This window comes from Pseudomonas sp. (assembly GCF_033723075.1).
In the GTDB taxonomy this organism is placed as follows: domain Bacteria; phylum Pseudomonadota; class Gammaproteobacteria; order Pseudomonadales; family Pseudomonadaceae; genus Aquipseudomonas.
Genome location: NZ_JAWVXU010000003.1, coordinates 163,433 through 188,553 on the forward strand (window position 1 = coordinate 163,433; position 25,121 = coordinate 188,553).

Sequence of the window (25,121 nt, forward strand, 5' to 3'; positions counted from 1 at the left end):
TGATGAGGAGACAGTTCATGAGCCCGCAGCAGCAGACGCCCGAACCCCGTGTTGCCCCAGAGCAATCGCAACAGCCGGTAGGTGGCGCAATCATCGACGAACAAGGCCAGGAAATCCCGATCACCGAGAATATGATCCAGCGCGCATGCCGGGAGCTGGAAAAAGACCCGAGTTCGGCGGATACCGACAAAGGCTGATCTGCCAGTGTTCCCCGACCCGGGCAGTGCCCGGGTTTTTCGTCGGCATGGCCCAAGAGTGCATCGAGGGGGTGGGCTGAAGCCCATCCGGCCAACTGACTGTCTGGCGCAACGCTTCGCGGCTAAAGCCGCGCCTACATGAACGCTGCCGATGGGCGATTGAATGACTTTGTCGCCGGACAACGGCGCCATCAACGCAAGGTCGCGCCCAGCGCCTTGATCATCTGCACCAGCGGCGGCGCGTCGCCTTGCAGCTTGACGCTCAACCCATCGATCTCGCGGCGCATCGGGTAATGCTTGCGCAACGCATCGAAGGTCGCCCGCTGGCTCGCGCTATCGCCTTGCAGGCTACGGCGGAAATCCGCATCGTCGCGCCGCGGGTCGTAGACCGCACGGCACAGGGTCGCCAGCGCCCAGGCCGGATCGGCAGCGGCATCCAGGCTCAACTCGGCGAGCCAGGGCGCCGGCATCAACTCGTCGAGGCTGACCGTCGGCGTGCAGCCGAGATGCGCGCAAACCGCCGAATAGATCTGCGCCGTGCCGCGCAGCTTACCGTCCAGGCTGTAACCGGCGATATGCGGGGTAGCAACACGGCACAGGCCGGCCAGTTCGGCATCCACCTGCGGCTCGCCTTCCCAGACATCCAGCACCACCTGCAGATCGCCGCGCTGCTTGAGCAACTCGCGCAGCGCCGGATTATCCACCACGGCGCCGCGGCTGGCATTGATCAGCCAGGCGCCGGGTTTGAGTCGGGCCAGGCGCCGCGCATCGAATAGATGATGGGTCGGCTGCGCGCCACCGCGTTCGAGCGGGGTGTGCAGGCTGAGCACATCGCATTCGGCAAGCACCTGCTCCAGGCTGACGAAATCACCGCCCTCGGCGAGCTGGCGCGGTGGATCGCAGACCAGTACCCGCCAACCCAGGCCGCGCATCACCTCGACCAGACGCCTCCCCACCTCGCCGGCACCAACCACCCCGTAGGTGCGTGTAGCCAGCTCGACACCCTGCTGCTCGGCCAACAGCAGCAGGCTGCCGAGCACATAATCGACTACCCCGCGCGCATTGCAGCCCGGCGCACTGGCCCAGCCGATGCCGGCCTGGGCGAAATAATCGAGATCGAGATGATCGGTACCAATGGTGCAGGTGCCGACAAAACGCAGCGCGCTGTCTTCAAGCAGCGCCCGGTCGACCCGGGTCACCGAACGCACCAGCAGCAGTTCGGCATCGGCCACGGCCGCCGCATCGATACCGCGACCGGGCAAACGGCGAATCTCGCCGAATCCGGCAAAAAACTCATCGAGCAGGGGAATGTTCTCGTCGGCGACTATTTGCATGATCGGCTCCATACGTCAGGCCGCCATTCTAACCTGTCGTCGCCCTTGCCGGCAGCACGCTGAAACAGCCAACAAGGCGCTTTCCTGACCGAAGTGTCAGCGCGTAGACTACGCGGTTTTCCCAGAGAGCCAGCGGATGACCTCTATGCCTGCCGTATCGCGCCTGCTGCGCGTGCGCACCGAGTTGCGCACCCTGCTGGTTCTGGCCACGCCGATCATCATTGCCCAGTTGGCGCATACCGCCATGGGCTTCGTCGACACGCTGATGGCCGGCCGGGTCAGCGCCCGCGACCTGGCGGCGGTGGCACTCGGCAACTCGATCTGGGTGCCGGTATTCCTGTTGATGACCGGCATCCTGATGGCGACCACACCCAAGGTCGCGCAGCGCTTCGGTGCCGGCCAGCAGGCCGAGATCGGCCCACTGGTGCGTCAGGCCTTGTGGCTGGCGCTGGCGGTCGGTGGTGGTGCCGCCGCCCTGCTGTGGAACGCCGAAATCGTCCTGCAATTGATGAATATCGAACCCCGCCTGATCGAACCGGCCATGGGTTATCTGCGCGCGGTGGCCTGCGGCTTCCCGGCGGTGGCGCTGTACCATGTGTTGCGCTGCTTCAGCGACGGCCTCGGCCATACCCGCTCGAGCATGGTGCTGGGGCTGCTCGGCCTGCTGCTGAACATTCCGGCCAACTACATCTTCATCTACGGCAAGTTCGGCCTGCCAGCCATGGGCGGGGTCGGCTGTGGCTGGGCCACTGCACTGGTGATGGTCTTCATGCTGCTGGGCATGCTCTGGTGGGTGAAGTGGGCGCCCTTCTACAAGCCGAGCCTGTTGTTCAGCCGTTTCGACTGGCCGCAGTGGCCGGTGATCCGGCGCCTGCTGGCCATTGGCGTGCCGATCGGCATCGCGGTATTCGCCGAAGTGAGCATCTTCTCGGTGATCGCCCTGCTGATCGGCAGCCTCGGCGTCAGCGTGGTCGCCGGCCATCAGATCGCCCTCAACTTCACCTCCATGGTGTTCATGATCCCTTACTCCCTGGGCATGGCCGCCACCGTACGGGTCGGCCAGGCCCTGGGCCGTGACGATCCGCGCCAGGCCCGCTTCGCCGCCGGGGTGAGCATGGCCGCGGCACTGGGTTATGCCTGCCTGTCGGCCAGCCTGATGCTGCTGTTGCGTGAGCAGATCGCGCAGATCTACACCGCCGACCCGACGGTGATCGCCCTGGCATCCGGTTTGATCGTGTATGCCGCGCTGTTCCAGTTCTCCGATGCGATCCAGGTCACGGCCGCCGGTGCTCTGCGCGGCTACCAGGACACCCGCATGACCATGTTGCTGACCCTGTTCGCCTACTGGGGCATCGGCCTGCCGGTGGGGTACGCCTTGGGATTGTCCAGCCTGTTCGGCGAACCGAGCGGCCCGAGCGGACTCTGGCAAGGCTTGATCGTCGGCCTGACCTGCGCCGCCATCATGCTGGCAATTCGTCTCGGCGGCAGCGCGCGCAAGCGCATTCGCGCGGTTAAGATGACGCGATGATCGCCAGAACCCTTGTCCTGCTCGCCCTGCTGGCCCTATCGGCCTGCCAACCGGCCGATGACGGCCTGGCCTTGCAGGCAGACTACCTGCAACGCCTGAACAATGCCGTCGAGGGCGATGCCGTCGTGGCCTTCGACAAGATGGCGCTGACGCAGTACCGCTTGCCACCTCGCCGCGAGCGCGTGGTGGACATCCCCGAGGTACGCATCGGCCTGCTCGACCTGCTGATCGACGTGCGCCGCTGCCCCGCTCTGCAGCAGCAGATCAGCCAGCGCAACAGCAGCCTGGGCAAACAGCTGGTCCCCAGCAGCCGCCTGGCCTATGAAGGCGACCTGTTGCGCGCCATCGACGCCTGCTTGCTGCACCTGGCGCCCGAGCAAGACCAGAAGCTGCAGCGCATGCTCACTGGCCTGGCCCAGGAAAAGCGCGCCCAACTGCCCGGCGTATTCTGGAATGCCCTCAACGCCAGCCAGGAAGTCGAGCGTTACCTGCGCTTTGCCGATCAGTCGCTGCCGACCGCCCCCGGCGAAGACGATGCCGCCCTCGATGCCTTGGCGCAACTGGCCGCCATGGCCAATGCCCTGCCGCAAGTACTGCCACCGTCAACGGCCGAACTTGACCCGCTGTTCTTCGCCCTGCATGCCAGCCCCCAGGGTGGCCAGTTGATCAGCAGCCTGGCCAGCCTGACCCACACATTGAATGCAGGCAGCCGCCTGCTCGAAGAGCGCCAGCAGCGCCGGCCCATTTGCCCACAAGGGCAAGCGACGCCCCGTGGCCGCATCCTGCAGAACATCTTCGTCAAGTATTACGCCGGCAGCCTGCAACCTTATCTGGCCCAAGTGCACCAACGCGGTCAACCCTGGAGCAGCAGCCTGCGCCAGCTCAGCGCCGCCGCCGAGGTCCCGGCGGCCACGCGCAACTACCTGCTGAACCTGGCAGGCCCCGAACAATCCCTGTGGGTTGATTTTCAAGCCGCCACAGCCCGGCATGTACGCGCCTGGCAAGACAGCCTGAAAAGCTGTGGCCTGGCGCCGGGTCAGTCCGGGTGGGATGGCCAGGCGGCCAGCGCCGACCAGTAGGTTTCGGACAGAAACGCGCGGCCTAGCAACAGATGCGCCAGGTAGTCGGCGCTGGGCAACAGGCCGTCCTGACGAAACGCCGGGTTGGCGACATACACCCAGGCCGGCTGCACGCCATGGGCGGTAACAATCGGCAGGCGCTCGCGGCTGTAATAGATCGGCGTGCCCTCGAACGGGTCGAGCTTGGCGATCTCGTCCGGCTCGGCCAGGCGATAGAGCACGCCCTCCACGACGCCCTCGCGCTGGTAGCGGATATTGGCGTAGGCGCGGCCCGGGGCACGATCCGCCGCACGCTTGTTGAAGCACAAGGCATACCCGGACAAACGCCCCGCCAATGCCTCGTTCACCTGCAAGCCACGGGCCTGCATGCGCGCGGGGTTCATGTTCGAGCCGTAGGCGAAGTACCAGCCCATGGGTCAGTCGGCCTTCTTGCGGATCAGATACAGATAGGTCCCGTCTTCTTCGCTCTGCTCGAGCAGCTCATGGCCGAGAAACACGCAGAATTTGGGAATGTCGCGACGGGTCGAGGGGTCGGTGGCGATCACCTTGAGCAGACCGCCGGCCGGCAGGTCGCGCACCTTGTTGTGCAGCATCATCACCGGCTCCGGGCAGTTCAGCCCGCTGGCGTCGAGGGTGTCATCGAGAATGGCGTCGGATTGCAGTGACATCGGCGGGCTCCAGAAACAGGCCGCTATTGTCGCGCAAAGCGGTTCTTCAGGCCAGCCGGCCGCTCGCCCCTCGCATCCCGGACAAGCGACAGGCGCCGCTGCCAGCGCCCATCTAAGCTGTAGCGGGTAGACCCACAGGCGGCGGAGGTTGCGAGCATGTCCACATCCAGCCAACCCCGAAACTGGTGCCTGGTGCGCCTGGACGACAACGGCAACCAATTCGTCGTACGCACAGGCCTGACCCGTGCCGCCGCCGAAGCCCTGGCGCGGCAATTCGAGGCCCACGGACACAAGCAAAGCTATTGGGTCAGGCAACAGCCCTGCAGTCCGGAGGAAATCCGCGAAAAACGTTGAGACCTCCTGCGGACTTCACACGGCCCGCGCCTACAGCCGGCGCAAGTGGCAGGTCACTTCCTCGCGGTCGTGATAGAGCTGCTTGCAGGCGATCGACACCTTGATCTTGCGCTCGGCAAAGCCGTCCTCGAGACGCTGCAGCAGGCGACGCACTTCGGCGTAGCGCTGCTTCATCGGCAGTTTCAGATTGACCACCGCCTCGCGGCACAGGCCTTCGCCGATCCAGGTTTCCAGCAAGGCGGCGCTGCGCGCGGGCTTCTCGACGATGTCGCAGACCATCCAGTCCACCGGCTGACGGGGCTTGTAGGTGAAGCCATCGACCATCAGGTGCTGCACCAGCCCGGTGTCCATCAGGCTTTCGGCCATGGGGCCATTGTCGATGGCGGTCACCAGCATGCCGCGCCTGACCAGTTGGTAGGTCCAGCCGCCCGGCGCGGCGCCGAGGTCGACGCCGGTCATCTCGTCCGACAGGCGCTCATCCCACTGCTCGCGCGGAATGAAGGTATGCCAGGCCTCCTCCAGCTTGAGGGTCGAGCGGCTCGGCGCCTCGCGGGGGAATTTCAGGCGTGGGATACCCATGGGCCAGATTGCCGAATTATTCGTCTCGGCCAGACCGACGAACACCTCGCGGCCGCTCTTGAAGGTCAGCAGCAGGCGCGGCTTCTGCGGGTCTTCCACCAGCTTGCCGGCCTTGCTCAGGGCATTGCGCAGCGGCGCCTCGAACTTCTTGCAGAAGTTCGACAGCTCCTTGCCGTCGTTGGTGTCGAGTACCTCCAGCCACAGGCTGCCGAAGGTCGGCAAATCGGCCAGATGAGCCAGCAGCACGCTGATGCGGTCCAGCTCCGGCAGACTGATGAACACCCCACGCGCCCATTGCCGCGGGAAAATAAGCCGACTGAAACGCACGCCACGCATCAGGCGTTCGGCGCCCTCCGGTTCGGTGCAGATGAATTCGGCGCAGGCCGTGCTCGGCTTGGCCTTGGCGTAACCGGCCACATCCAGGCGCGCAGCATGCTCGGAGATCTCCGCGCACACCTCGTTCTCGAAACCGGGACGGCAGTGCAGTAACAATGTATTCATAGGGCGGTATTCATCGGAGCTCTCCTCAAGGCGCGCATCATAGCGGAGTCGGGAACCGGGGACGTGATCGGCCTGTCCAGTTAATGACACGCTTGATTTCGCCGGTTGCCGCTTTTGCGCCATGCTCGCCGAACGCCAAAGCCTCACGACCCAGGCCCCAGGCGTGTTGGCTCGCCTGCAGAGCGTGCGAGCACCCCGCATCGCTGAAAAAAAAGCATCGCCCCGGGTCGGGCCTCCTACAGGTTCGTATGGTGTCCGGCGATGGCTGAGTGAACAAATGCCGCGCAGCCATAAGACCTATGACATGGCGAGCCTCGCCAAGCAGAGCTAGCGTGAAAACTCTGCCGCAAACAATCGGCTTGCACCGTGCAAGTCACAGGAGACGCGCAATGCCTTCCTTAGATAGCCTGAACAGCCGCCGCAGCCTCGACGTTGGCGACCAGACCTACCACTACTTCAGCCTGCCGGACGCGGCCAAGACCCTCGGCAATATCGATCGACTGCCAATGTCACTGAAAGTCCTGCTGGAGAACCTGCTGCGCTGGGAAGACGGCAAGACCGTCACCAGCACCGATCTGCAGGCCATGGCCGATTGGCTGCAGAGCCGCAGCTCCGAACGGGAAATCCAGTACCGCCCGGCCCGGGTGCTGATGCAGGACTTCACCGGCGTACCGGCGGTGGTCGACCTGGCGGCCATGCGCGAGGCCATGGCCAAGGCCGGTGGCGACCCGCAGAAGATCAACCCGCTGTCGCCGGTCGACCTGGTGATCGACCACTCGGTAATGGTCGACAAGTTCGCCAGCCATGCCGCCTTCGGCGAGAACGTCGCCATCGAGATGCAGCGCAACGGTGAGCGCTACGCCTTCCTGCGCTGGGGCCAGCATGCCTTCGACAACTTCAGCGTGGTGCCGCCGGGCACCGGCATCTGCCATCAGGTCAACCTGGAATACCTCGGCCGCACCGTCTGGACCAAGGAGGAAGACGGCCAGACCCTGGCCTTCCCCGACACCCTGGTCGGTACCGACTCGCACACCACCATGATCAACGGCCTCGGCATCCTCGGCTGGGGCGTCGGCGGCATCGAGGCAGAGGCGGCGATGCTCGGCCAGCCGGTGTCGATGCTGATCCCCGAGGTGATCGGCTTCAAGCTCAGCGGCAAGCTCAAGGAAGGCATCACCGCCACCGACCTGGTACTCACCGTCACCCAGATGCTGCGCAGCAAGGGCGTGGTCGGCAAGTTCGTCGAGTTCTATGGCGACGGCCTGGCCGACTTGCCCCTGGCCGATCGCGCCACCATCGCCAACATGGCCCCGGAATACGGCGCCACCTGCGGCTTCTTCCCGGTCGACGCGATCACCCTGGGTTATCTGCGCCTGTCCGGGCGCCCGGAGCAGACGGTCAAGCTGGTCGAGGCCTACTGCAAGGCCCAGGGCCTGTGGCGCGATCAAGGCCACGAACCGGTATTCAGCGATAGCCTGGAACTGGACATGGGCAGCGTCGAAGCCTGTCTGGCCGGGCCGAAACGGCCACAGGACCGGGTCACTCTGCCTCAGGTCAAACAGGCCTTCGACGACTTTGTCGGCCTGCAACTCAAGCCCTCCGCCAAGGAAGAAGGCCGCCTGCTCAACGAAGGCGGTGGCGGCACGGCAATCGGCAGCGACGAGCCCCATAGGGAGTTCGAGTATGAACACGAGGGCGAGATTCATCGGCTGAAAAACGGCGCTGTGGTGATCGCCGCCATCACCTCCTGCACCAACACCTCCAACCCCAGTGTGATGATGGCTGCCGGCCTGCTGGCGAAGAAAGCCGTGGAAAAAGGCCTGCAGCGCAAACCCTGGGTCAAGAGCTCGCTGGCGCCCGGCTCCAAGGTGGTGACCGAGTACTTCAAGGCCGCCGGCCTGACCCGCTACCTTGACGAACTGGGCTTCGACCTGGTCGGTTACGGCTGCACCACCTGCATCGGCAACTCGGGGCCGCTGCTCGAGCCGATCGAGCAGGCCATCCAGCAACACGACCTGACGGTGGCCTCGGTGCTGTCCGGCAACCGCAACTTCGAGGGCCGCGTGCATCCACTGGTGAAAACCAACTGGCTGGCCTCGCCACCGCTGGTGGTGGCCTACGCCCTGGCCGGCAGCGTGCGGGTGGATATCAGCAAAGAAGCGCTGGGCCAAGGCAAGGACGGCCAACCGGTCTACCTCAAGGACATCTGGCCGAGCCAGCAGGAAATCGCCGAGGCGATCATGAAAGTCGATACCGCGATGTTCCACAAGGAATACGCCGAGGTATTCGCCGGCGACGCGCAATGGCAGGCCATCGAAGTGCCGCAAGCCGCCACCTACGCCTGGCAGGCCGACTCCACCTATATCCAGCATCCACCGTTCTTCGAGGACATCGCCGATGCACCGCCGCATATCGGCGACATTCACCAGGCACGCATCCTCGCCCTGCTCGGCGACTCAGTGACCACCGACCACATCTCCCCGGCCGGCAATATCAAGGCCGACAGCCCGGCCGGCCGCTACCTTCGCGAACAGGGCGTCGAACCGGTCGACTTCAACTCCTACGGCTCGCGGCGCGGCAACCATGAAGTGATGATGCGCGGCACCTTCGCCAATATCCGCATCCGCAACGAAATGCTCGGCGGCGAGGAAGGCGGCAACACCCTGTACGTGCCGAGCGGCGAGAAGCTGGCGATCTACGACGCGGCCATGCGCTACCAGGAAGCCGGCACCCCGCTGGTGGTGATCGCCGGCAAGGAATACGGCACCGGATCGAGCCGCGACTGGGCGGCCAAGGGCACCAACCTGCTCGGGGTCAAAGCGGTGATCGCCGAAAGTTTCGAGCGCATCCACCGCTCCAACCTGGTCGGCATGGGCGTGCTGCCCTTGCAGTTCATGCCTGGTCAAGGCCGCAAGAGCCTGCGCCTGAGCGGCAAGGAAACCCTCGGCATCCATGGCCTGGATGGCGTCGAACTGCACCCGCTGATGAAGCTGATGGTCGAAGTGAACCGCGAGGACGGCACACGGGAAAGCATCGAAGTGCTGTGCCGCATCGACACCCTCAACGAAGTCGAGTACTTCAAGGCTGGAGGGATTCTGCATTACGTGCTGCGCCAACTGATCGCAGACAGTTGAGCCGACCAGGCGCCGGACTGACCGGCGCCTCGCGGACAACACCCGCCCCAATCAGCCTTGGGCCGCCCTGGCCCGGAGGGTTTCGTAACCGCGGATGTATCCGCGAGGTTTGTTGGTGGCGGGAAGACTGGGCGCCTTGTCGCGCCCAGAAAGCGTGTTCCGCCATCCTCCTGCACGTGCTCGACGATCACCCCGGAACCTGGACACTGCGTCCGTAGACATCTTCCAGCCGCTCGATGTCGTCCTCGCCCAGATAACTGCCCGACTGCACCTCGATGATTTCCAGCGGGATCTTGCCGGGATTCGCCAGGCGATGCACCGAGGCGATAGGAATGTAGGTCGACTGGTTCTCCGTCAGCAGGAAGCTCTTGTCGTCGCAGGTAACCCTGGCGGTACCAGACACCACGATCCAGTGCTCGGCACGGTGGTGATGCATCTGCAGCGACAATTGCGCGCCCGGCTTCACCGTAATGTGTTTGACCTGGTGCCGGGTGCCCGCGTCCACCGAGTCGTAACCGCCCCAGGGGCGGTAGACCTGGCAATGGCTTTGAGTTTCCTGGCGACCGCCGGCGTCCAGGGTATTCACCAGTTTCTTCACGTCTTGCACGCAGTCCTTGCGGGCAATCATCACCGCATCGCGGGTTTCCACCACCACCACATCCTCCATGCCGAGCAGGGTCACCAGCTTGGAGTTGCCATGGACGTAGCAGTTACGGCTGTTTTCCGTCACCACATCGCCCTTCAGCACATTGCCGTTGCCATCCTTGGTGTGCACTTCCCACAGCGACGACCAGCTGCCGACGTCATTCCAACCGGCGGCCAGCGGCACCACGCAAGCGCGTGAGGTCTTCTCCATCACCGCGTAATCGATGGAGTTGTCCGGGCAACAGGCGAAGGTACCGGCATCGATCTGCACCACTTCGCGCTCGGCCTTGCTGCGCTCCACGGCCAGCACGCAGGTGTCGTAGATATCCGGCTCGTGACTGCGCAGTTCGTCCAGGTAACGGCTGGCGCGGAACAGGAACATGCCGCTGTTCCAGAAATAGCCGCCGGAGCGCACGAACTCGTTGGCGCGGGCACTATCGGGCTTCTCGACGAACTGATCGACCCGCCAGGCACCCGGGGTCAACGGGGCCACGCCGTCGCCGCCGCGTCCTGCCTTGATATAGCCGAAGCCGGTTTCCGGGCGCTCCGCGGGGATGCCGAATAACACCATCTCCCCCTCTTCCGCCGCCGCCCGGGCTGTCTCGAGGGCCTTGCGCAACGCCGCGTCATCGCTGATGACATGGTCCGCCGGCAGCACCAGCAGCAGCTCGTCGCGGCCCTCGGCCAGCACCTTCAGCGCCGCGATCGCCACCGCCGGCGCGGTATTGCGCCCGAATGGCTCCATCAACATGGCCTGCGCGCCGACACCAATCGCGTCGAGCTGCTCGCTGACAATAAAGCGGTGCGCCTGGTTACACACAATGATGGACCGTTCAATCCCCTCGAACCCCAGGCGCTGCACCGTCTGCTGGAACAGCGTGTGCTCCCCGGCCAGAGCCAGGAACTGCTTGGGATAGAGCTTGCGCGACAACGGCCAGAGCCGAGAGCCGCTACCGCCGGACAAAATAACTGGAATCATGAGTGTTGCTCCTTTGAACCCTTCATCTCGGTCAAATATGCAGGCTCACCGCTGGAGCACGGGCTCCGATTGCCGCTGAACAGCCCTTCAGTTTGGCCGCGCGGTCCTCCTGACCGACACGCCCGGTTCCGGGGGTTGCCCGGATAACACTGCCGGCCCCTCCATGGACCAGCAAAACCACTGCTTTCAGTCACGCGCGGCCCGCTGATCCTCGGGGCTGGCGAACAACTGGGTGAGATCGCCGCCCAACCGATAGGTGGTCAGCGGCTCAACCGAACGCCGCCAACTGTCAGTGCTCGGCGCACAGCGATAGAGGGCGCAGTAAGGCTCCAGCCAGGCGAACTTGCCGTCTTCCTGCAGATCCTCGAGTTCCTGTTCGAAACCGGTAACGTCCTCGAACACCTGCGGGTCGTCGATGCCCTGCTCGACCCGCGTGGCCAGACGCTGGATGGCGCTGTGGTTGTCTTCACGCAGGTCGATGCCGTTGGCCTGGGCAAAGGCCGTCAACATCATCAGCGGACCCAGGCTGTAGTTGTGGTAAGCCAGCGCACGGGTTTCCCGGCGCAGTTCGTTGGGCAGGTAGCCCTCGGCAGTCACCTGAGAGATACCGATGCGCAACTGCGCGACGGACCAGTCGAACAGGTCGCGGCGGTCAACCACCACGGCAGCCGCCATCACGGCCCAGGCCGCCCAGTATTGATGGTTGTTCAGGCGCTCCAGCGGCTGCTCGCGCCAGTCGCGCACCACCTGCTCGCCGAGCTGGGCCAGCCATGCCTCGATAGGACGCGTCTGCGCCTCACGCCCGAGCAGTGGCTGGGAGCGGGAGAACTTCAGGCGCAAGTAGGCCGAGGCGATGCTGCCCAGCGCCCATTTGCGCATCGATTTACCGGTGTGGGTGTATTGCAGGCTCAGCAGCGCATGGGCCTGGGCCCACTGGCCGAGCCACTCCAGGGTGCAGTCGAGATGTCCCGCACGGCCGAGGCGCAGGTAAGCCGCCACCTGCTTGTTGATGGTTTTCTCCAGCACCTTGATTTTGTCGGCCTGCTGCTGGTAACGGGCATTGGCTTGCGGGTTGAGCTGGTCGCGCGCCGGCCCGGAGCCTTCGTACTTGCTGGGAATATTCAGGTCGCCGACATAGGGCCTGGCCACCACCGGGCAGGTGCCGGCCTCACCCTTCTTCAGCGTCGCCGCCTGGTAGTAGCCGGCCGGCGGCAGCAACTGCGCCGCCTGCCCGGCGGCCGGCAGCAGGGCGATCAGCAGCAACAGGCAGCCGCTTCGGTTACTCATCACTCCCCTCCCGCCTGCGCGGTGCGCAGGTCTGGACGGTCCTCGTCGCTTTTCACCCGGCACAGCCTGGTACTCAGGCTGCCATCAGCCGACACCGCACCCAGCGGCTGCACATGCAATGAAAGAAAGGTCAGTTCATCCCAATCGGCATCCTCACGCAGCTCGAGCAGGAAACGTCCCTGCTCCAGAGCGCCAGGGGCGCGATTGAACGTCAGGGTTTCCTGGCGGCCATTCATAAAGGTCAGGGTGGCACTGAGCTGCTGCACGGCCGGATCGTCGAGCTGCAGCTCGATGCGGTAATCGCTGCTGCGAATCGGCAGGATCCCATTGGCGCCGTTGAACAGCACCTGGTTGCTGCCGGGGTGCAGCCTGCTGGCGCTTTGCAGCAAGGCTGAGCGCCCCCTGCAGCCGTCGCTGACTGCTGGCACCGCCTGCCGGTAGAAGTTGCGCTGGGCCAGGCTGGCGGCGTCATCCAGCTCCCAGATCAGCAGCTTCGGCGGCCGGCTCTGGAACTCGGCGCTCATCAGGTACTGCAGCAAAGCCCCTTCATGGCCACTGCCGGCTTGCGAAGCGTTGTGCACCGAGGTACCCAGGTGCTGTTCGAGGAAGCCGGCAAAGTTGAACGCCTCACTGCTGTTGCCGCTGCCGACCAGTACCACCTCGGCTGGCGCAAGCCGGCCGGTCGCGGCCGGCTCGGTGATGTAGCCCTGCACGAACTGGCGCGGGTAGCCGCTGCCGCAAATCAGCTCGGCGGCCCGCTGCAACGAGCCGCTGCGGGCCACCAGCCCCACGGGCCGACTGTGAAAGCTCTGCTGCGGCAGCTGGCTGAACAGCGGCATGCGCTTGACGGTCTGCGCCACCAACTGCGCGGTGCGCTCTGCCCCTTGCGGCGTCCAGTAGCGGTCGCCCTTGAAGAAGTACTCGGGGGCATCTGCCGGGGCCTGCATCAGGCTGGCCAGGTCGGGCACCCAGATGTCCAGCTCACGCAGGCGCGCCAAGGCCGCACGGTAGTTGTCCCGCGCCTGGGCCTGATCGAAGCCGGCGCGCTCGACCGGGGTGAGCTTGTCGCCATGCAGCAGACCACGGCTGGGCTGATAGACCATCAGCAGTTCGACACCGTTGTGCTTGAGCGCATTACGCAAACGCTTGAGCTGCTTGTAGCTCTGCTCGTCGAGGCCGAACTGGCTGCGCAGGTCCTGGGCACTGCTGAACAGCCAACCGTCCCGTGCTTCGATCAAGCGACCGTGCGCGGCCAGGCCTGGCACTTGGTAGGCACTGCTATCGGCCGCTGCCGGGCACAGCTGGCAACAGGCCTCGGCCTGATAGGTCGGCGCGGCGTGGAGGTCGCTCGCGCCAGCCAGCACGCTGGCGCCAAGCAGCAGGGTTAAACCTTTCATTGCATCACTCCTTGCTCGCCAGGCTGTCGAGGGGTTCGATCAGCACCGCCTGTTGCCGGCGCCACAGAATCTCCATGATTTCGCCCTGACGCGCGCCCAACAGCCCCGAGAAGGTAATACCCGAGGCTTTCTGCGGGGCGAGGATGGTCAGGTTGTAGAGTGCGAGCCTGCTCGGCGACTGCACGAAAATCGGGCTGGAGCCATTGCCGATCATCTGCCCGCCGACGATGCGCAGCGAGACCTTGGCCTCGAACGGATCCTCGTGCAGGTCGCGGTCGGTGCCGCGCAGGTCCTTGATATGGCCGTAGATCCCAGTGAGCTGGTTGGCCACCAGCAGGTTCTCGTAGAGATCGACATCGACGCTGTTGCGCACGCGGATACCGTGCCGCTGATTGTTCATGCTGCTGTTCTGCCACAGCAGGTTGTGCGGGCTTTCGTACAGGGTGATGCCGTCAGCGCGGTTCTTGTAGGCCTCGTTGCGGGCGATCAGGTTGTTCACGCTGCTACGGTCGATGACGATGCCGGAGAGCTCGTTATCGTAGGACTTGTTGTCGATTATCCAGCTGTCGTTGACCTCGCGGGAGATGATGATGCCGTGCTTCTTCTTGGTGCCGAAGGCCTGGTTCTCGGCAATGATCAGCCGCCGGGAGCGGTCATGCGGGTCGATGCCGTAGACGATGTTGTGTTCGTAGGTATTACCGCGGATCACCACATCGTCGGCTTCGTAGCAGTAGAAGCCGTACCACATGTCGATAAAGCGCGAGTTGAGCAGCCAACCGGTGGGCCGTGAACGCTTCATCTTCAGCGTCATGCTCGGGCTGTACTGCGAGATGCTGAAGCCGTAGGCCTTGCTCGCGTCGTAACCGAAGCTGGTGATAACACTGTCGCTGACGTAGGTTTCGGTGCCGCCCCAGGCGAGGAAGTAGGGGCGGAACTCCTTGCCGTCGCGCCAGAACGCCGGGGTGCCCTCCTTCTCGCGCCAGGCGGTGACCCGGGTGCCGGTGATGAACATCCGGCCGTCGTTGACCAGGAAGGACCCCGCCTCCTGGGACAGGCGCAGCTCCTTGGTCGTGCGGTCGATGTGCAGGGTGGCGCCGGGGCGCACGATGATCGGCAGACGCGCGAGATAAACCCCCGGCGCGGTTTCGGCGAATGCAGATTTCGGCAACTGCCGCGCCAGCTCGGCGCTGTTCAGGTAGCCCTTCTCGATGAAGATCGCCTGGGGCATGCGCTTCTGCCGCACCACCCATTCGCGCAGACGCTCCTTGCCGCCGATGAACTCATCCAGCGCGTCCTCGTGGAGCATTTCCTTGATCAGCGCCCGTCCCGCCGGCTTGCGTTGGATCTTCGCCTCCAGCGCGACCGCGCTGTAACCGGACAGATCCGGCAGCACGGGTGGCTCGATCGCCAGCGAGCTGCCCGGTGCGGCACTGACCCGGTAACTGCCAGGCAGCCTGTCGAGGTCATCGGCCGGAGCCTGGGCGCAGAGCAAAACCCCCGCTAGGGGCAGCATCCACTTGAGCATTGCAAACATATAACCTCCTGTCTGACGCCTGATTCAGAAGCGCCAGATGAAGTCGACGAAGGCCCGGTGCATCACCGAGTCCGCATCGTCACCGTAGGCATCGCCGGGGAAGAATAGGCCCAGGCGCATACGCACCAGCGCCGACGGGTCATCGACCCAATCCATTTCGACCGGCATCAGGCCTTGCTTGAAATAGTAAGTGGCGACCAGATCGAGCTCCTGGCCGAGGTCCTTTTCGCCATTCAGCAGTGCCGCGCTGATCCCCGAGTCGCCAGTCGGCAGGTCATCTTCGAGGCGCCAGAAGCGGTGATAGACCAGACTGGCGTCGTAGTCCTCGCGCACCGCCCAGGAGGTGTAAGCGCTCGCCACCTGGATGTTGCTCAGCTCACCGCGAAAAGCCTCGCCGAAACGGTGCAAGCGGGTGCGCGTACCGGTAAAGCTGGAGCGATTGCTCTCCAGGCCGGGCTGGACGAACTGCTCGGAATCATCACCGTCATCGCCACCACTGCCTCTGGCATAGGCCCCACCGACCTTCCAGCGCGAGTCGATATTCCAGCGCAGTCCCAGGTCGATGGCCCAGGCATCCAGGTCGCCGCTTCGGCGCCCAGTGACCAAGGGTGTGCCGGTTAGCGAGCTTTGCGTGATGGCGTCCTGCTCGCCGGTCAGCCAGATGGCCTGCGCCCAGTAATTGAACGGCAGGAGCGTGCGTGGATTGAAGTAGTCGCCATCGGCCGCCAGACCGAGCCAGGTCAGGTCGCCGGTGAAGGTCTTGGTCAGCTCATCGACCTCCTCGCCGACCCGCGGCAGGTTGCCATCATCGCGGCTGTGATGCAGCTTCACGCCGACGCTGTGCCCGGGCGCCCATTGGCTGGAGATGCCGGCGAACAGGTGCATGCGGTCTTCGTCTTCCGCGGCCAGCTCGTCGAGGTCGGTGCGGTAATCGCTGAAGCGTTCGGCCACGCCGACATTGGCCTTGAGCAGGGTGCTATCGAACACCCAATGCAGGGCCTCGATATTGCTGTCCCACCAGGTGCCGTCCTCGCTGCGCACGCGCTGGCGGCCGAAGCGCAGATGCTCGCCCGGGTAAACAGTGAGGCCGCGGTAGTCGACCCAGAACTCACGCAGCGCGAGGTAGCTCTTGTCCGGCTCGCGGGCATCGTTGCCACCTTCGGTGTCGGCGACAATGCTGTCGGACTCCAGGGTATCCGTCTCGATGGTATCGGTGGCCGCCACCGCCTGGCCTATGACGTAGGCGCTCCAGTTACCGCTCTGGCCGTAGAGCCAGGGGCGCACGTCCAGACCCATGCCGAGAATATCGCCACCACTGCGGGTGCCCAGGTCGCGATCGTCCTCGGACTGCCCGGCGATCTTGACGTCCAGGCCGAAATTACGCTCCGGACCGTATGCCGCCGACACACCGTTGCCCCAGAGCAACGCACCGCTCAGGAACAACCCTGCACCTACCCTGCAAGTCATTTTCATAGCACGTCCATTCCGATTTCCAGCGACTTAAAGGTGGCAAAACGCGCAGGATTGATCTGCCGCGTCTGCTGTTCTTCCTGAAGCAGTTGCCCGGCTGCCTGGCGCTCGGCCGGGAGCAATGCCGGCTCCAGGCTGACCAGCAGCGCGTCGGCCTCGGGCACTGCCTGGTTGCGCGCCATCTGGGCGAAGACATAGGCGTTGACTCGGTTGACCTTGACCCCGCGCGACTCGCTGAACAGCTGCGCCAAGGCGAAGTCGGCGCGGCTGTGTCCGGCGCGTGCGGCAAGCAAGAGGTGATCGACCGCCTTCTGCGGATAGACCTGACCGAGGTAGCCACGGCGGTAGATCTGCCCGAGGTAGAAGTGCGCCGCCGGTTGTCCACTGGCCGCGCGCAGCAGGTGCTGCTCTGCCAGTTGCGGGTTCTGCGGCAACAGGCGACCGTCGTAATACAGGCGCCCGGTCAGCAGTTCGGCGCGGCTGTCACCGGCCTCACGACCGCGTTGCAGGTAACCGAGTAGCTCCTCGCTGCTGCCGAGTACCGGATAGTCGAACAACAGCTTGGCCAGCGAGGCCCAGGCACCGGGATAGGCAGGCGCGACTTCCTGCAGCAGTGCGTAGGCCGCACTCAGATCCGCCGGAGCGGGAATCTTTGGATCGGCCAGCGCCAGTGCCACCGACTCGATCCGGTTTGGCGCCACCCAGAGATTGGCGTAGGCCGTGCGCAATTTCTCGAGCAGAGCGGTCTGCGCCTGCGGCCGATCGCGCAGGCGATTGACCGTGGCCAGCTCGACGTAGCAAATGTCCTGCAGACGCAGCAGGGGCCGGCACTTCTGCTCGATCTCATCGAGGTGGGCAAGATAACTGCCGCTACTGCGATAAAGCAGTATCTGCGCCAGCTCGGCCTCGGTGATGCCCTGGCCGCGCCATCCCTCGACCAACTGCTGCGGATCGACCCCAGGCGCGAGCTGCGGGTAGCTGACGTACAGCAGCGTCAGCGGCACCACGGCACTGTATTCGCCCTGCTCGATCGCCTGGCTGAGCAGGTTTTCGGCCTCCTTGAGCGAGGCATCGCTGGCGCCGCCCTGACGCAACAGCAGGCGCCCGAGCCGCGATTGTGCCTTGACCGAACTGAGCGCCGCCTGCCGATACAGGCTCTCGACCTGCTCCATCTGAGCCGGATCGCGGCTGCTTAGCTGCAGGTCGCCGAGTTCGGTCTGGGCGTCGGCGTAGCCCAGCTTCGCCAGTGCGGCATAGTGCTGTTGAGCGGTCGTCGTGTCTCCGCGCAGCAGCGCCGCCTTGGCCAATTGCTGGTCCGGCAGCCCGGCACAGCCCTGCACCAGGCTGAAGATCGCCATATACAGCAGGACCCGTTTCATTTGCCGGCCGCCATGACTTTATCGACCAGCAGATTGCCCGGCAGACCGTCGATGGTCACTTCGACCGGACGCCCGACCATCAGGGTGGTCAGCGGTTCATCGGTGAGTATCGACACGCGAATATCCGAAGCCAGGCCGCCATGCTGCAACGACACGTTGCTGATCTTGCCATTGCGCAAGGTGGTTTCGCCGGCGACCTGCACCCGCACCGCTGCGCCCGGCTGCACCTTGGCGAAGGTCTTGTACGGGAAGCGTGCCTCGATGGACGCCTCGCCATTCAGCGGGATCAGCTCGAAGACCGGCACGCCTTTGTTGGCCGGCTGGCCATCGCCAACCAGCTGCGCCACCACGCGGCAATCGCAGGGACTGGTCAGGGTGCCCTGCAAGGTCTTGCTGAACAGACGCTCGATGTTTTCCGGGGTCATCTGCTCTTCTGGCAGGTTGTTCCTCAACACATCGAGCATGGTCGAGGAGAAGGTCGCCAGTGGTGCGCCCTTGGCCACTTCGCCCCCCACCTTGACCAGGCTGGCCTGCAGCACACCTTCGCGCGGCATGCTGACCTGCTGGCTCGGCAGGCTGACCATCGCCGAATCGGCATGGGTGACGAAGTACAGGTTGTAGAGCTGATTGAGGACGTAGCTAAAGGCGCCGACCCCGACCAGCAGGATCGCCAGGCTGACGCTTAGCGCCCGCAGGCGTGACAGGAAGCCCATGGCCCCGCCGCCGTCCTTGCCCTTGCGCGCCTTGGTAAAGTTGTCGCGTTGCAGGGTGCCGAGCATGTCGCCCAGGGTGACCATCTCGCCGCTGGTGTAGGCCGTGATCAGGTAACGCAGCGCGGCGACTTCACGCGGGCGCAGGTTGTGGAACTCACAGCCGACACGCTGATCGGCGTCATAGACCGAGCGCACCTGGAACTCCACGTCGATGGCCATGCTCAGCCCATCGACCTGGAACAGCAGCTTGCCCTTGTGATGCCCGCCGAGTTTCATCGGCTGATTGCCTTGATTGAAGCTGAAGCCACCCGCGGACAGGTCCAACAGTGTGCTCTCCTGCGCCTCCCGGTTGGCGCCGAGAAAACGAATCCTCGCCGGCATTTTCAGCCGCGCGTACTGCCGCTGCGCTTCCGACTCGTGGACGATATTGCTATTGCTGGCTGCACCGATCGCTACGCTCATGAAATGATTCCTTGCATACTCCGATTGAACCCCTACAGGACTGGCCTCGATGCCGCTCCTGCCTCCCCATTCGTCAAACGACACTCACCAGCACGGCCAGAAACACGCTGACCGCAGAAAACGTCATGGCCCGCGACGACCAACTGTTGAACCACAGCTGAAAACGCTGCAGGCCCCGATCCAGCTTGGTGGGCTGGCGGGTCCAGGACTGCCGGTCGAGGCGGAAGAACACGTAGATCTTCACCATCGCGCCGACGACCTGGTTGTAATAGAGAATCAGCGGATAGGCCGGTCCCACGTGGTGCCCTGACGCCAGCAGAAGCAGCGACAGCAGCAGGCGGGTGAAACCGATCCACAGCAGGTAGATCAGCAGAAACACGATGCTGTATTTGATGCTGGCGATGATTGCCACCAGCGGCCCGAGCAGGCTGGTCCACATCGACACGCGTTGGTCGAACAGCACCAGGCTGGTGAACCAGCCCAGGCGCCGCGGGCCCAGGTGCAAGGCGCGGGAGTTCTGCCGCAGGTTGTTGCCGTACCAGCGGAACATCAGCTTGCGGCTGGCCTTGAAGAAGCTCTTCTCCGGCGGGTGCTCGACCGTGTTGATCGCGGCATCCGGCACGTAGAAGGTGTCGTAGCCCAGGCGCATCAGGCTGTACCAGCTGGATTTGTCATCGCCGGTAAGAAATTTGAAGCGCCCCAGACGCCAATGATCCAAGGAGTCGCTCTCGACATCGGCGATAAACCCCGGGTTGGTCACCACCCGCGCGCGGAACACCGACATGCGCCCGGTCAGCGTCAGCACCCGCTTGGAAAGTCCCATGGAAGCCATGTTGATGTGGCGCTGAGCGAAGCGCAGCTTGTGCCACTCGCTCATCAGGTAGCTGCCACGCACCTCGCAGAACTCGTTGGTGGTCAAGCCGCCGACCCTGGGCAACAGCTTGAAATAAGGCACGGTCTTGCGCACCACACCCGGGGATAGCACCGTGTCGCCGTCAACCACCGCCACCACCGCCGCGTCATCCGGCAAGTGCCGGGAAATCGCGCGAAAGCCGTAAGCCAGGCCATCTCGCTTGCCGGTGCCGGCAATCCGCACGAAATCCAGCTTGACCCGCGGCGGTGGGTTGAGCTTGCTCCAGAGGCTCTTGATCAGCAGCTCATCGGACAACTCCACCAGCGAGCAAACCACCGTGGCCGGATAGCCGCATTCGATCGCCTCCTCGATCACCGAGCGATACACCTGGGCGGTGGTCAAGGCATCGATGCGAAAGCTGGTAACCAGCAGAAATACCTGCGAGGGGTCTGCCGCCGCACCCAACTTGCGCGCTTGCCAGCGGTAATAGGGAAACACCAGGCAAAGGAAAACCAGCCCGCGCACGTAATGGATAGCGCCCATCGAATAACGCCAGATGCCGACCACGCCGAGCAATAGCAGGAAATCCTTCGACTCAGGGTCGAATATCGTCTCCGGCATCGCCAGAGCCAGCAACATCAGTGCCGTACAGTAGAACAACCAGCCCGCGCCCTCGCGCAGGCCTCGTACGAGTCCGTCCATACTCTTGCGCCCCGCTCTCTGTTTGCTCGACCGGTGCAGTGCAGGCGTGATTTATTCTTGTCCGCCCCGCTGCACAACTGCCGTAGCAGTGACCGTGCCTACCAGCAGATACCTTCCATCGACGCGCCGCTGGGCTGCGTCATGAAGCCCACCAGATCGAACACCTGCTTGCCGGCCGGCACATTGCTGACAAGCCGCGCGAACTGCGGGTCGCCGTTGCCGAGCACGATCACATCGGCCTGGTCCACCACCTCATCGAGGTCGGAACGCAGCAGGGATGAGACATGGGGGATCTTCGACTCGATGTACTCCTTGTTGGCCCCATAGACCCGCGCGTACTCGACGTTACTGTCGTAGATGTGCAGGTCGTAACCCTTGCCGATCAGCATCTCGGCCAGCTCGACCAGCGGGCTTTCGCGCAAATCATCGGTGCCGGATTTGAACGACAGACCGAGCAGGCCGATACGTCGCTTGTCGTAGCTGGCAATGATGTCGAAGGCTCTTTCCACCTGAACCCGATTACTGCGCATGATCGAGTGCAGCAGCGGATGCTCGATATCGAGTTGGCTGGCGCGATAGGTCAGCGCGCGCACATCCTTCGGCAGGCAGGAGCCACCGAAGGCAAAGCCGGGGCGCATGTAGTATTTGGAGAGATTGAGCTTGTGATCCTGGCAAATAACCTCCATCACCTCACGGCCATCGACACCCACGCCCTTGGCGATATTGCCGATCTCGTTGGCGAAGGTGACCTTGGTCGCATGCCAGACATTGCAGGTGTACTTGATCATCTCCGCGACTTCGATGCTTCTGCGGATGATGGGCGCGTCCAACTCGCCGTAGATGGCTTCCAGCAGGTCACCGGAGGCCTGGTCCAGCTCGCCGATCACCGTCATCGCCGGGAAGTCGTAATCCTGGATGGCCGTGCTTTCGCGGAGGAACTCCGGGTTTACCGCCACGCCGAAGTCGATCCCCGCCTTCATCCCCGAATATTTTTCCAGCACCGGGATGACCACATCTTTTACCGTGCCCGGCAGTACCGTGCTGCGCACCACCACGGTGTGGCGGCCCACCTTCTCCGGCAACACGCTGCCGATCTGCTCGCACACCTGGGCTATATAGGAAACGTCCAGATCACCGTTCTTCTTGCTCGGCGTCGGTGCCGCGATAAAAGACACATCCGTGTTCATCACGGCATCCCGCACATCCAGGGTACCGCGCAGGTTGCCACTGCTGACGCCCTGTAGCAGCAGAGCCCCCAGGCCCGGCTCGACAATTGGCGACTTACCACTGTTGATCATGTCAATTTTGAGCGGAGTGACATCTACCCCGACTATCTGGTGACCGCGTGCAGACAGACAACCCGCACAAACGGCACCGACATACCCAAGCCCAAAGATACTGATGCGCATTGCTTAACTCCATTAGCAAAGTACCAACCGGACACCACGCAAACGGCGTGATACCCATCCCCAACGAAACGCAGAGGCACGGTAGAATTCCTTGCACTCAGGCCCACCAGGACCTGGAATTCATTGCATTGAGAAAGCACGACAACCGTAACTCCGGTGACGAATCAACAAGAGCAATTTGAGTGCCACAGACACAGACATATAAGCACTCAAAAGTTTCAAAATTAATAAACAGTAAAAACAACTAATTAGCGCTACAGCCCAGTAAAACCGGGCATTTAGCAGACACCAAAAAAGCACCAAAAAACAGCAACAACCCCGGAACAAGCATGTAAACGGTGCAACTACTGGCGTAGTTAAATAGCAAACTCCAAGAAAAATGCAAACCCCTCAACAGCAACATCCACGGCACTAAAAAACGCCAATTTAAAGGCGACAAATAGCCGACATAGAACACGTCGACAACTCAAAAAGACTATCAGTGTTAAGCCAATAAAATGATTAGGTTATTTTCCCAACAGCGGACAAACAACGAGGCCGCATTGCCCCCACGCCCAACTAACATTCCAGTCGACCGCAAGCGACTCTACCCGAACATGAACAACCGTTTTCCAGTGACAGGGATAACGTCAAACAAATGCTGACACCGCGCCACACAGGTACGGCTCAACTTTGGTGCAGAGCAATGGATACAGCGGTTAACCTTGGCAACAGGCCATGCAGCCGTTACGTGTTGCACTTGGAGGTAGTGCTTTTGTAGGAATTTGCGCAACGTCAAAGACGCTGGGAAGTCTCCTGCGGGGCGATCAGCCAGACCGCGCCAACACCAACACATAACGAGTACTTCACCATGGATAAGGCATTCAGGCTGCACGGCGTCCTTCGAGTCGGGCGAGCGAGTCGCGAGGCTCAACGCCTATGGTTCACACCGCGGCAACCAGGACGCTGATACCAGGGCCAGAACCTTCCTGAATCACTGCCTATGTCAGTCAATCGCAGACGGCGGCCAGGCCGTCGCGGCCCATGCCTGGGCTCGCCGCCTTGTCGCCGGTAGAAATGTGAAGCCGTTCAATATCCAGTTACACTGCGCGGCACGTTTCCCGCTCAACTTCAGCCCTGCCTGGCCGATGACAAGGCATAACCCTTAGGGACAAGCCCCCATGCGTAACAATCAGCCCATCACTCAACGCGAACGCACCTTTGCGGCCCAACAGCGCTTGATCTCCACCACCGACGCCAAAGGCCAGATCACCTATTGCAACGACGCGTTCGTCGAGATCAGTGGCTTCAGCCATGACGAGTTGATGGGCGCACCACACAACCTGGTGCGTCACCCGGATGTGCCGTCGGCCGTGTTCGCCCACATGTGGAACACCCTGAAGCAGGGTCGCCCCTGGATGGGTATCGTCAAGAACCGCAGCAAGAATGGCGATCACTACTGGGTCAATGCCTACGTCACCCCGGTGCTGGAAAAAAGCCAGGTGGTTGGCTACGAATCGGTGCGGATCAAACCAACCGCCGAACAAGTGCGCCGCGCCGAAGCCCTGTACAAGCGGATCAACAGCGGCAAGTCAGCCGTTCCCAGCCGTGACCAATGGCTGCCGACCCTGCAAAACTGGCTGCCCTTCATCCTGGTCAGCCAGATCGGCTTCCTGATCGGCACCTGGCTCGACACCAGCTGGGGCTTTGCCGTCGCCGCCCTGCTCTCGATCCCTCTGGGTCTGGCAGGCCTCAACTGGCAACAGCGTGGGCTGAAACGCCTGCTGCAACTGGCCGATCAAACCACCTCCGACCCGCTGATCGCCCAGATGTACACCGACAGCCGCAGCACCCAGGGTCGCCTGGAAATGTCCCTGCTCGGCCAGGAAGCACGCCTGAAAACCTGCCTGACCCGCCTGCAGGACAGCGCCGAGAACCTCGCCAAACAGGCCAAGCAAGCCGAAGCCCTGGCGCACAGCAGCTCGGCCGGCCTGGACCGCCAACGCCAGGAAACCGAACAGGTCGCCACCGCAGTCAACGAAATGGCCGCCACCACCCTGGAGGTGGCCAGCAACGTGGCGCGCACCGCCATTGCCACCCAGGAAGCCAATCGCCTGACCAGAGAAGGGCGTGTCATCACGGCGGAAACCCGCGCCGCCATTCAGCGCCTCTCGCAATCGGTCGGTGACACCGGTGAAACCGTGACCCGTCTGGCCCAGGACAGCAATGAAATCGGCGGCGTGGTCGACGTGATCAAAGGCATCGCCGACCAGACCAACCTGCTCGCCCTCAACGCCGCCATCGAAGCCGCCCGCGCCGGTGAAATGGGCCGTGGCTTTGCCGTGGTCGCCGACGAAGTCCGCTCGCTGGCCCAACGCACCGCCGAATCAACCGGGCAGATTCATCAACTGATCGCCAAACTGCAGCGCACCGCCGAAGAAGCCGTGATGACCATGGAAATCGGCCGCAAGCAGGCCAACGAAGGCGTCGACCGCGTCCAACAGGCCGACCAGGCCCTGGCCGGGATCAGCGACGCAGTGTCCAACATCGCCGACATGGCCGACCAGATCGCTGCCGCCGCCGAAGAACAAAGCTCGGTCGCCGACGAAATCAACCGCAGCATCACCAACATCGCCCAACTGTCCGACCAGACCGCAGGTGAAGCGCAAAGCTCCGCCGTGCTCAGCGAAGCCCTCACCGCCACCGCCCAGGGGCAGTACTCGCTGGTCGAACGCTTCAACCGCTAAAAAAGCCCAGGGTGCACCGGCTTCGCCCGGTGCCCCCCGCATGCAGGAGCCGGCTTGCTGGCTGCGGCTTGCTGGCCACCACAAAAAAGAGGGTGTGAACGAAACGAGCGCCGTGGCGAGACCGTCTCCAGGCGTTCCCATGGCGCAACGCCGCAGCGGTCGTTTGGAGGCGTTCGCAGAGACGGCCGCAG

At 63.5% G+C, this 25,121-nt stretch carries 18 protein-coding genes and 2 pseudogenes; 7 read left to right on the forward strand and 13 right to left on the reverse strand.

Annotated features, from left to right (window positions below; genetic code table 11):
- The first annotated feature begins 17 nt into the window (after positions 1 to 17).
- Positions 18 to 197 carry a PA1571 family protein gene (locus R3355_RS05115; protein WP_318947134.1) on the forward strand — a complete coding sequence of 60 codons (180 nt, stop codon included), beginning with the start codon at positions 18 to 20 and terminating at the stop codon, positions 195 to 197.
- 191 nt (positions 198 to 388) lie between these two features.
- Here R3355_RS05115 and pdxB read toward each other — a convergent pair whose 3' ends face one another.
- Positions 389 to 1,531: a 4-phosphoerythronate dehydrogenase PdxB gene (gene pdxB / locus R3355_RS05120; RefSeq protein WP_318960330.1), complete on the reverse strand. Its 1,143-nt coding sequence runs from the start codon at positions 1,529 to 1,531 to the stop codon at positions 389 to 391.
- A gap of 145 nt (positions 1,532 to 1,676) precedes the next feature.
- Here pdxB and R3355_RS05125 point away from each other — a divergent pair, with 145 nt between their 5' ends.
- A complete protein-coding gene (locus R3355_RS05125; RefSeq protein WP_318960331.1) occupies positions 1,677 to 3,059 on the forward strand; it encodes an MATE family efflux transporter in 1,383 nt (460 codons plus the stop codon).
- Entirely contained in the window at positions 3,056 to 4,138 is a 1,083-nt protein-coding gene (locus R3355_RS05130) for a DUF3080 family protein (protein WP_318960332.1), read from the forward strand. The genes R3355_RS05125 and R3355_RS05130 overlap by 4 nt, the downstream gene beginning before the upstream one ends.
- Here R3355_RS05130 and R3355_RS05135 read toward each other — a convergent pair.
- Both R3355_RS05135 and tusA read right to left on the reverse strand, forming a co-directional pair.
- On the reverse strand, positions 4,096 to 4,551 hold the full coding sequence (locus tag R3355_RS05135) for a gamma-glutamylcyclotransferase family protein (protein WP_318960333.1): 456 nt from the start codon (positions 4,549 to 4,551) through the stop codon (positions 4,096 to 4,098). The genes R3355_RS05130 and R3355_RS05135 overlap by 43 nt on opposite strands.
- 3 nt (positions 4,552 to 4,554) lie before the next feature.
- Entirely contained in the window at positions 4,555 to 4,806 is a 252-nt protein-coding gene (tusA, locus tag R3355_RS05140; RefSeq protein ID WP_318948386.1) for a sulfurtransferase TusA, read from the reverse strand.
- A gap of 156 nt (positions 4,807 to 4,962) precedes the next feature.
- Between tusA and R3355_RS05145 the strand changes: the two genes are divergently transcribed.
- Complete coding sequence (locus tag R3355_RS05145; RefSeq protein ID WP_318960334.1) at positions 4,963 to 5,160, forward strand: hypothetical protein; 198 nt, start codon at positions 4,963 to 4,965, stop codon at positions 5,158 to 5,160.
- A gap of 30 nt (positions 5,161 to 5,190) precedes the next feature.
- On the opposite strand, the gene rlmM is transcribed toward R3355_RS05145, so the two are convergent.
- Positions 5,191 to 6,240: a 23S rRNA (cytidine(2498)-2'-O)-methyltransferase RlmM gene (rlmM, locus tag R3355_RS05150; RefSeq protein WP_318960335.1), complete on the reverse strand. Its 1,050-nt coding sequence runs from the start codon at positions 6,238 to 6,240 to the stop codon at positions 5,191 to 5,193.
- 389 nt (positions 6,241 to 6,629) lie between these two features.
- Between rlmM and acnA the strand changes: the two genes are divergently transcribed.
- Positions 6,630 to 9,374, forward strand: coding sequence for an aconitate hydratase AcnA (acnA, locus tag R3355_RS05155; RefSeq protein WP_318960336.1), 2,745 nt, complete (start codon positions 6,630 to 6,632; stop codon positions 9,372 to 9,374).
- A 187-nt stretch (positions 9,375 to 9,561) separates the two neighbouring features.
- Here the strand turns inward: acnA and R3355_RS05160 are convergent, their stop codons facing one another.
- From R3355_RS05160 to R3355_RS05200, 9 genes are all read right to left on the reverse strand, one after another.
- Complete coding sequence (locus R3355_RS05160; protein WP_318960337.1) at positions 9,562 to 10,998, reverse strand: mannose-1-phosphate guanylyltransferase/mannose-6-phosphate isomerase; 1,437 nt, start codon at positions 10,996 to 10,998, stop codon at positions 9,562 to 9,564.
- Positions 10,999 to 11,184: 186 nt separating this feature from the next.
- A complete protein-coding gene (locus tag R3355_RS05165) occupies positions 11,185 to 12,285 on the reverse strand; it encodes a mannuronate-specific alginate lyase (RefSeq protein WP_318960338.1) in 1,101 nt (366 codons plus the stop codon).
- Complete coding sequence (locus tag R3355_RS05170; RefSeq protein ID WP_318960339.1) at positions 12,285 to 13,682, reverse strand: alginate O-acetyltransferase AlgX-related protein; 1,398 nt, start codon at positions 13,680 to 13,682, stop codon at positions 12,285 to 12,287. Before R3355_RS05170 ends, R3355_RS05165 begins: the two co-directional genes overlap by 1 nt.
- A gap of 4 nt (positions 13,683 to 13,686) precedes the next feature.
- The gene (gene algG / locus R3355_RS05175) at positions 13,687 to 15,216 is read right to left on the reverse strand and encodes a mannuronan 5-epimerase AlgG (RefSeq protein WP_318960340.1); all 1,530 of its coding nucleotides are present in this window, start codon (positions 15,214 to 15,216) and stop codon (positions 13,687 to 13,689) included.
- Positions 15,217 to 15,240: 24 nt separating this feature from the next.
- A complete protein-coding gene (locus R3355_RS05180; protein ID WP_318960341.1) occupies positions 15,241 to 16,689 on the reverse strand; it encodes an alginate export family protein in 1,449 nt (482 codons plus the stop codon).
- Positions 16,686 to 18,065: an alginate biosynthesis protein AlgK gene (locus R3355_RS05185; RefSeq protein ID WP_318960342.1), complete on the reverse strand. Its 1,380-nt coding sequence runs from the start codon at positions 18,063 to 18,065 to the stop codon at positions 16,686 to 16,688. Before R3355_RS05185 ends, R3355_RS05180 begins: the two co-directional genes overlap by 4 nt.
- Positions 18,062 to 19,228, reverse strand: a complete 1,167-nt coding sequence (locus R3355_RS05190) for an alginate biosynthesis protein Alg44 (protein WP_318948405.1) — start codon at positions 19,226 to 19,228, stop codon at positions 18,062 to 18,064. Before R3355_RS05190 ends, R3355_RS05185 begins: the two co-directional genes overlap by 4 nt.
- Positions 19,229 to 19,313: 85 nt before the next feature.
- A complete protein-coding gene (locus R3355_RS05195) occupies positions 19,314 to 20,795 on the reverse strand; it encodes a glycosyltransferase family 2 protein (RefSeq protein ID WP_318960343.1) in 1,482 nt (493 codons plus the stop codon).
- Positions 20,796 to 20,893: 98 nt separating this feature from the next.
- A complete protein-coding gene (locus R3355_RS05200) occupies positions 20,894 to 22,204 on the reverse strand; it encodes a UDP-glucose/GDP-mannose dehydrogenase family protein (RefSeq protein ID WP_318960344.1) in 1,311 nt (436 codons plus the stop codon).
- Between the two features lie 1,160 nt (positions 22,205 to 23,364).
- Between R3355_RS05200 and R3355_RS24300 the strand changes: the two are divergent.
- Together R3355_RS24300 and R3355_RS24305 are read left to right on the forward strand one after the other, a co-directional pair.
- Positions 23,365 to 23,691: pseudogene (locus tag R3355_RS24300) on the forward strand (PAS domain-containing protein); the annotation flags it as partial.
- Positions 23,692 to 24,393: 702 nt separating this feature from the next.
- Positions 24,394 to 24,930: pseudogene (locus tag R3355_RS24305) on the forward strand (methyl-accepting chemotaxis protein); the annotation flags it as partial.
- Positions 24,931 to 25,121 lie beyond the last annotated feature (191 nt).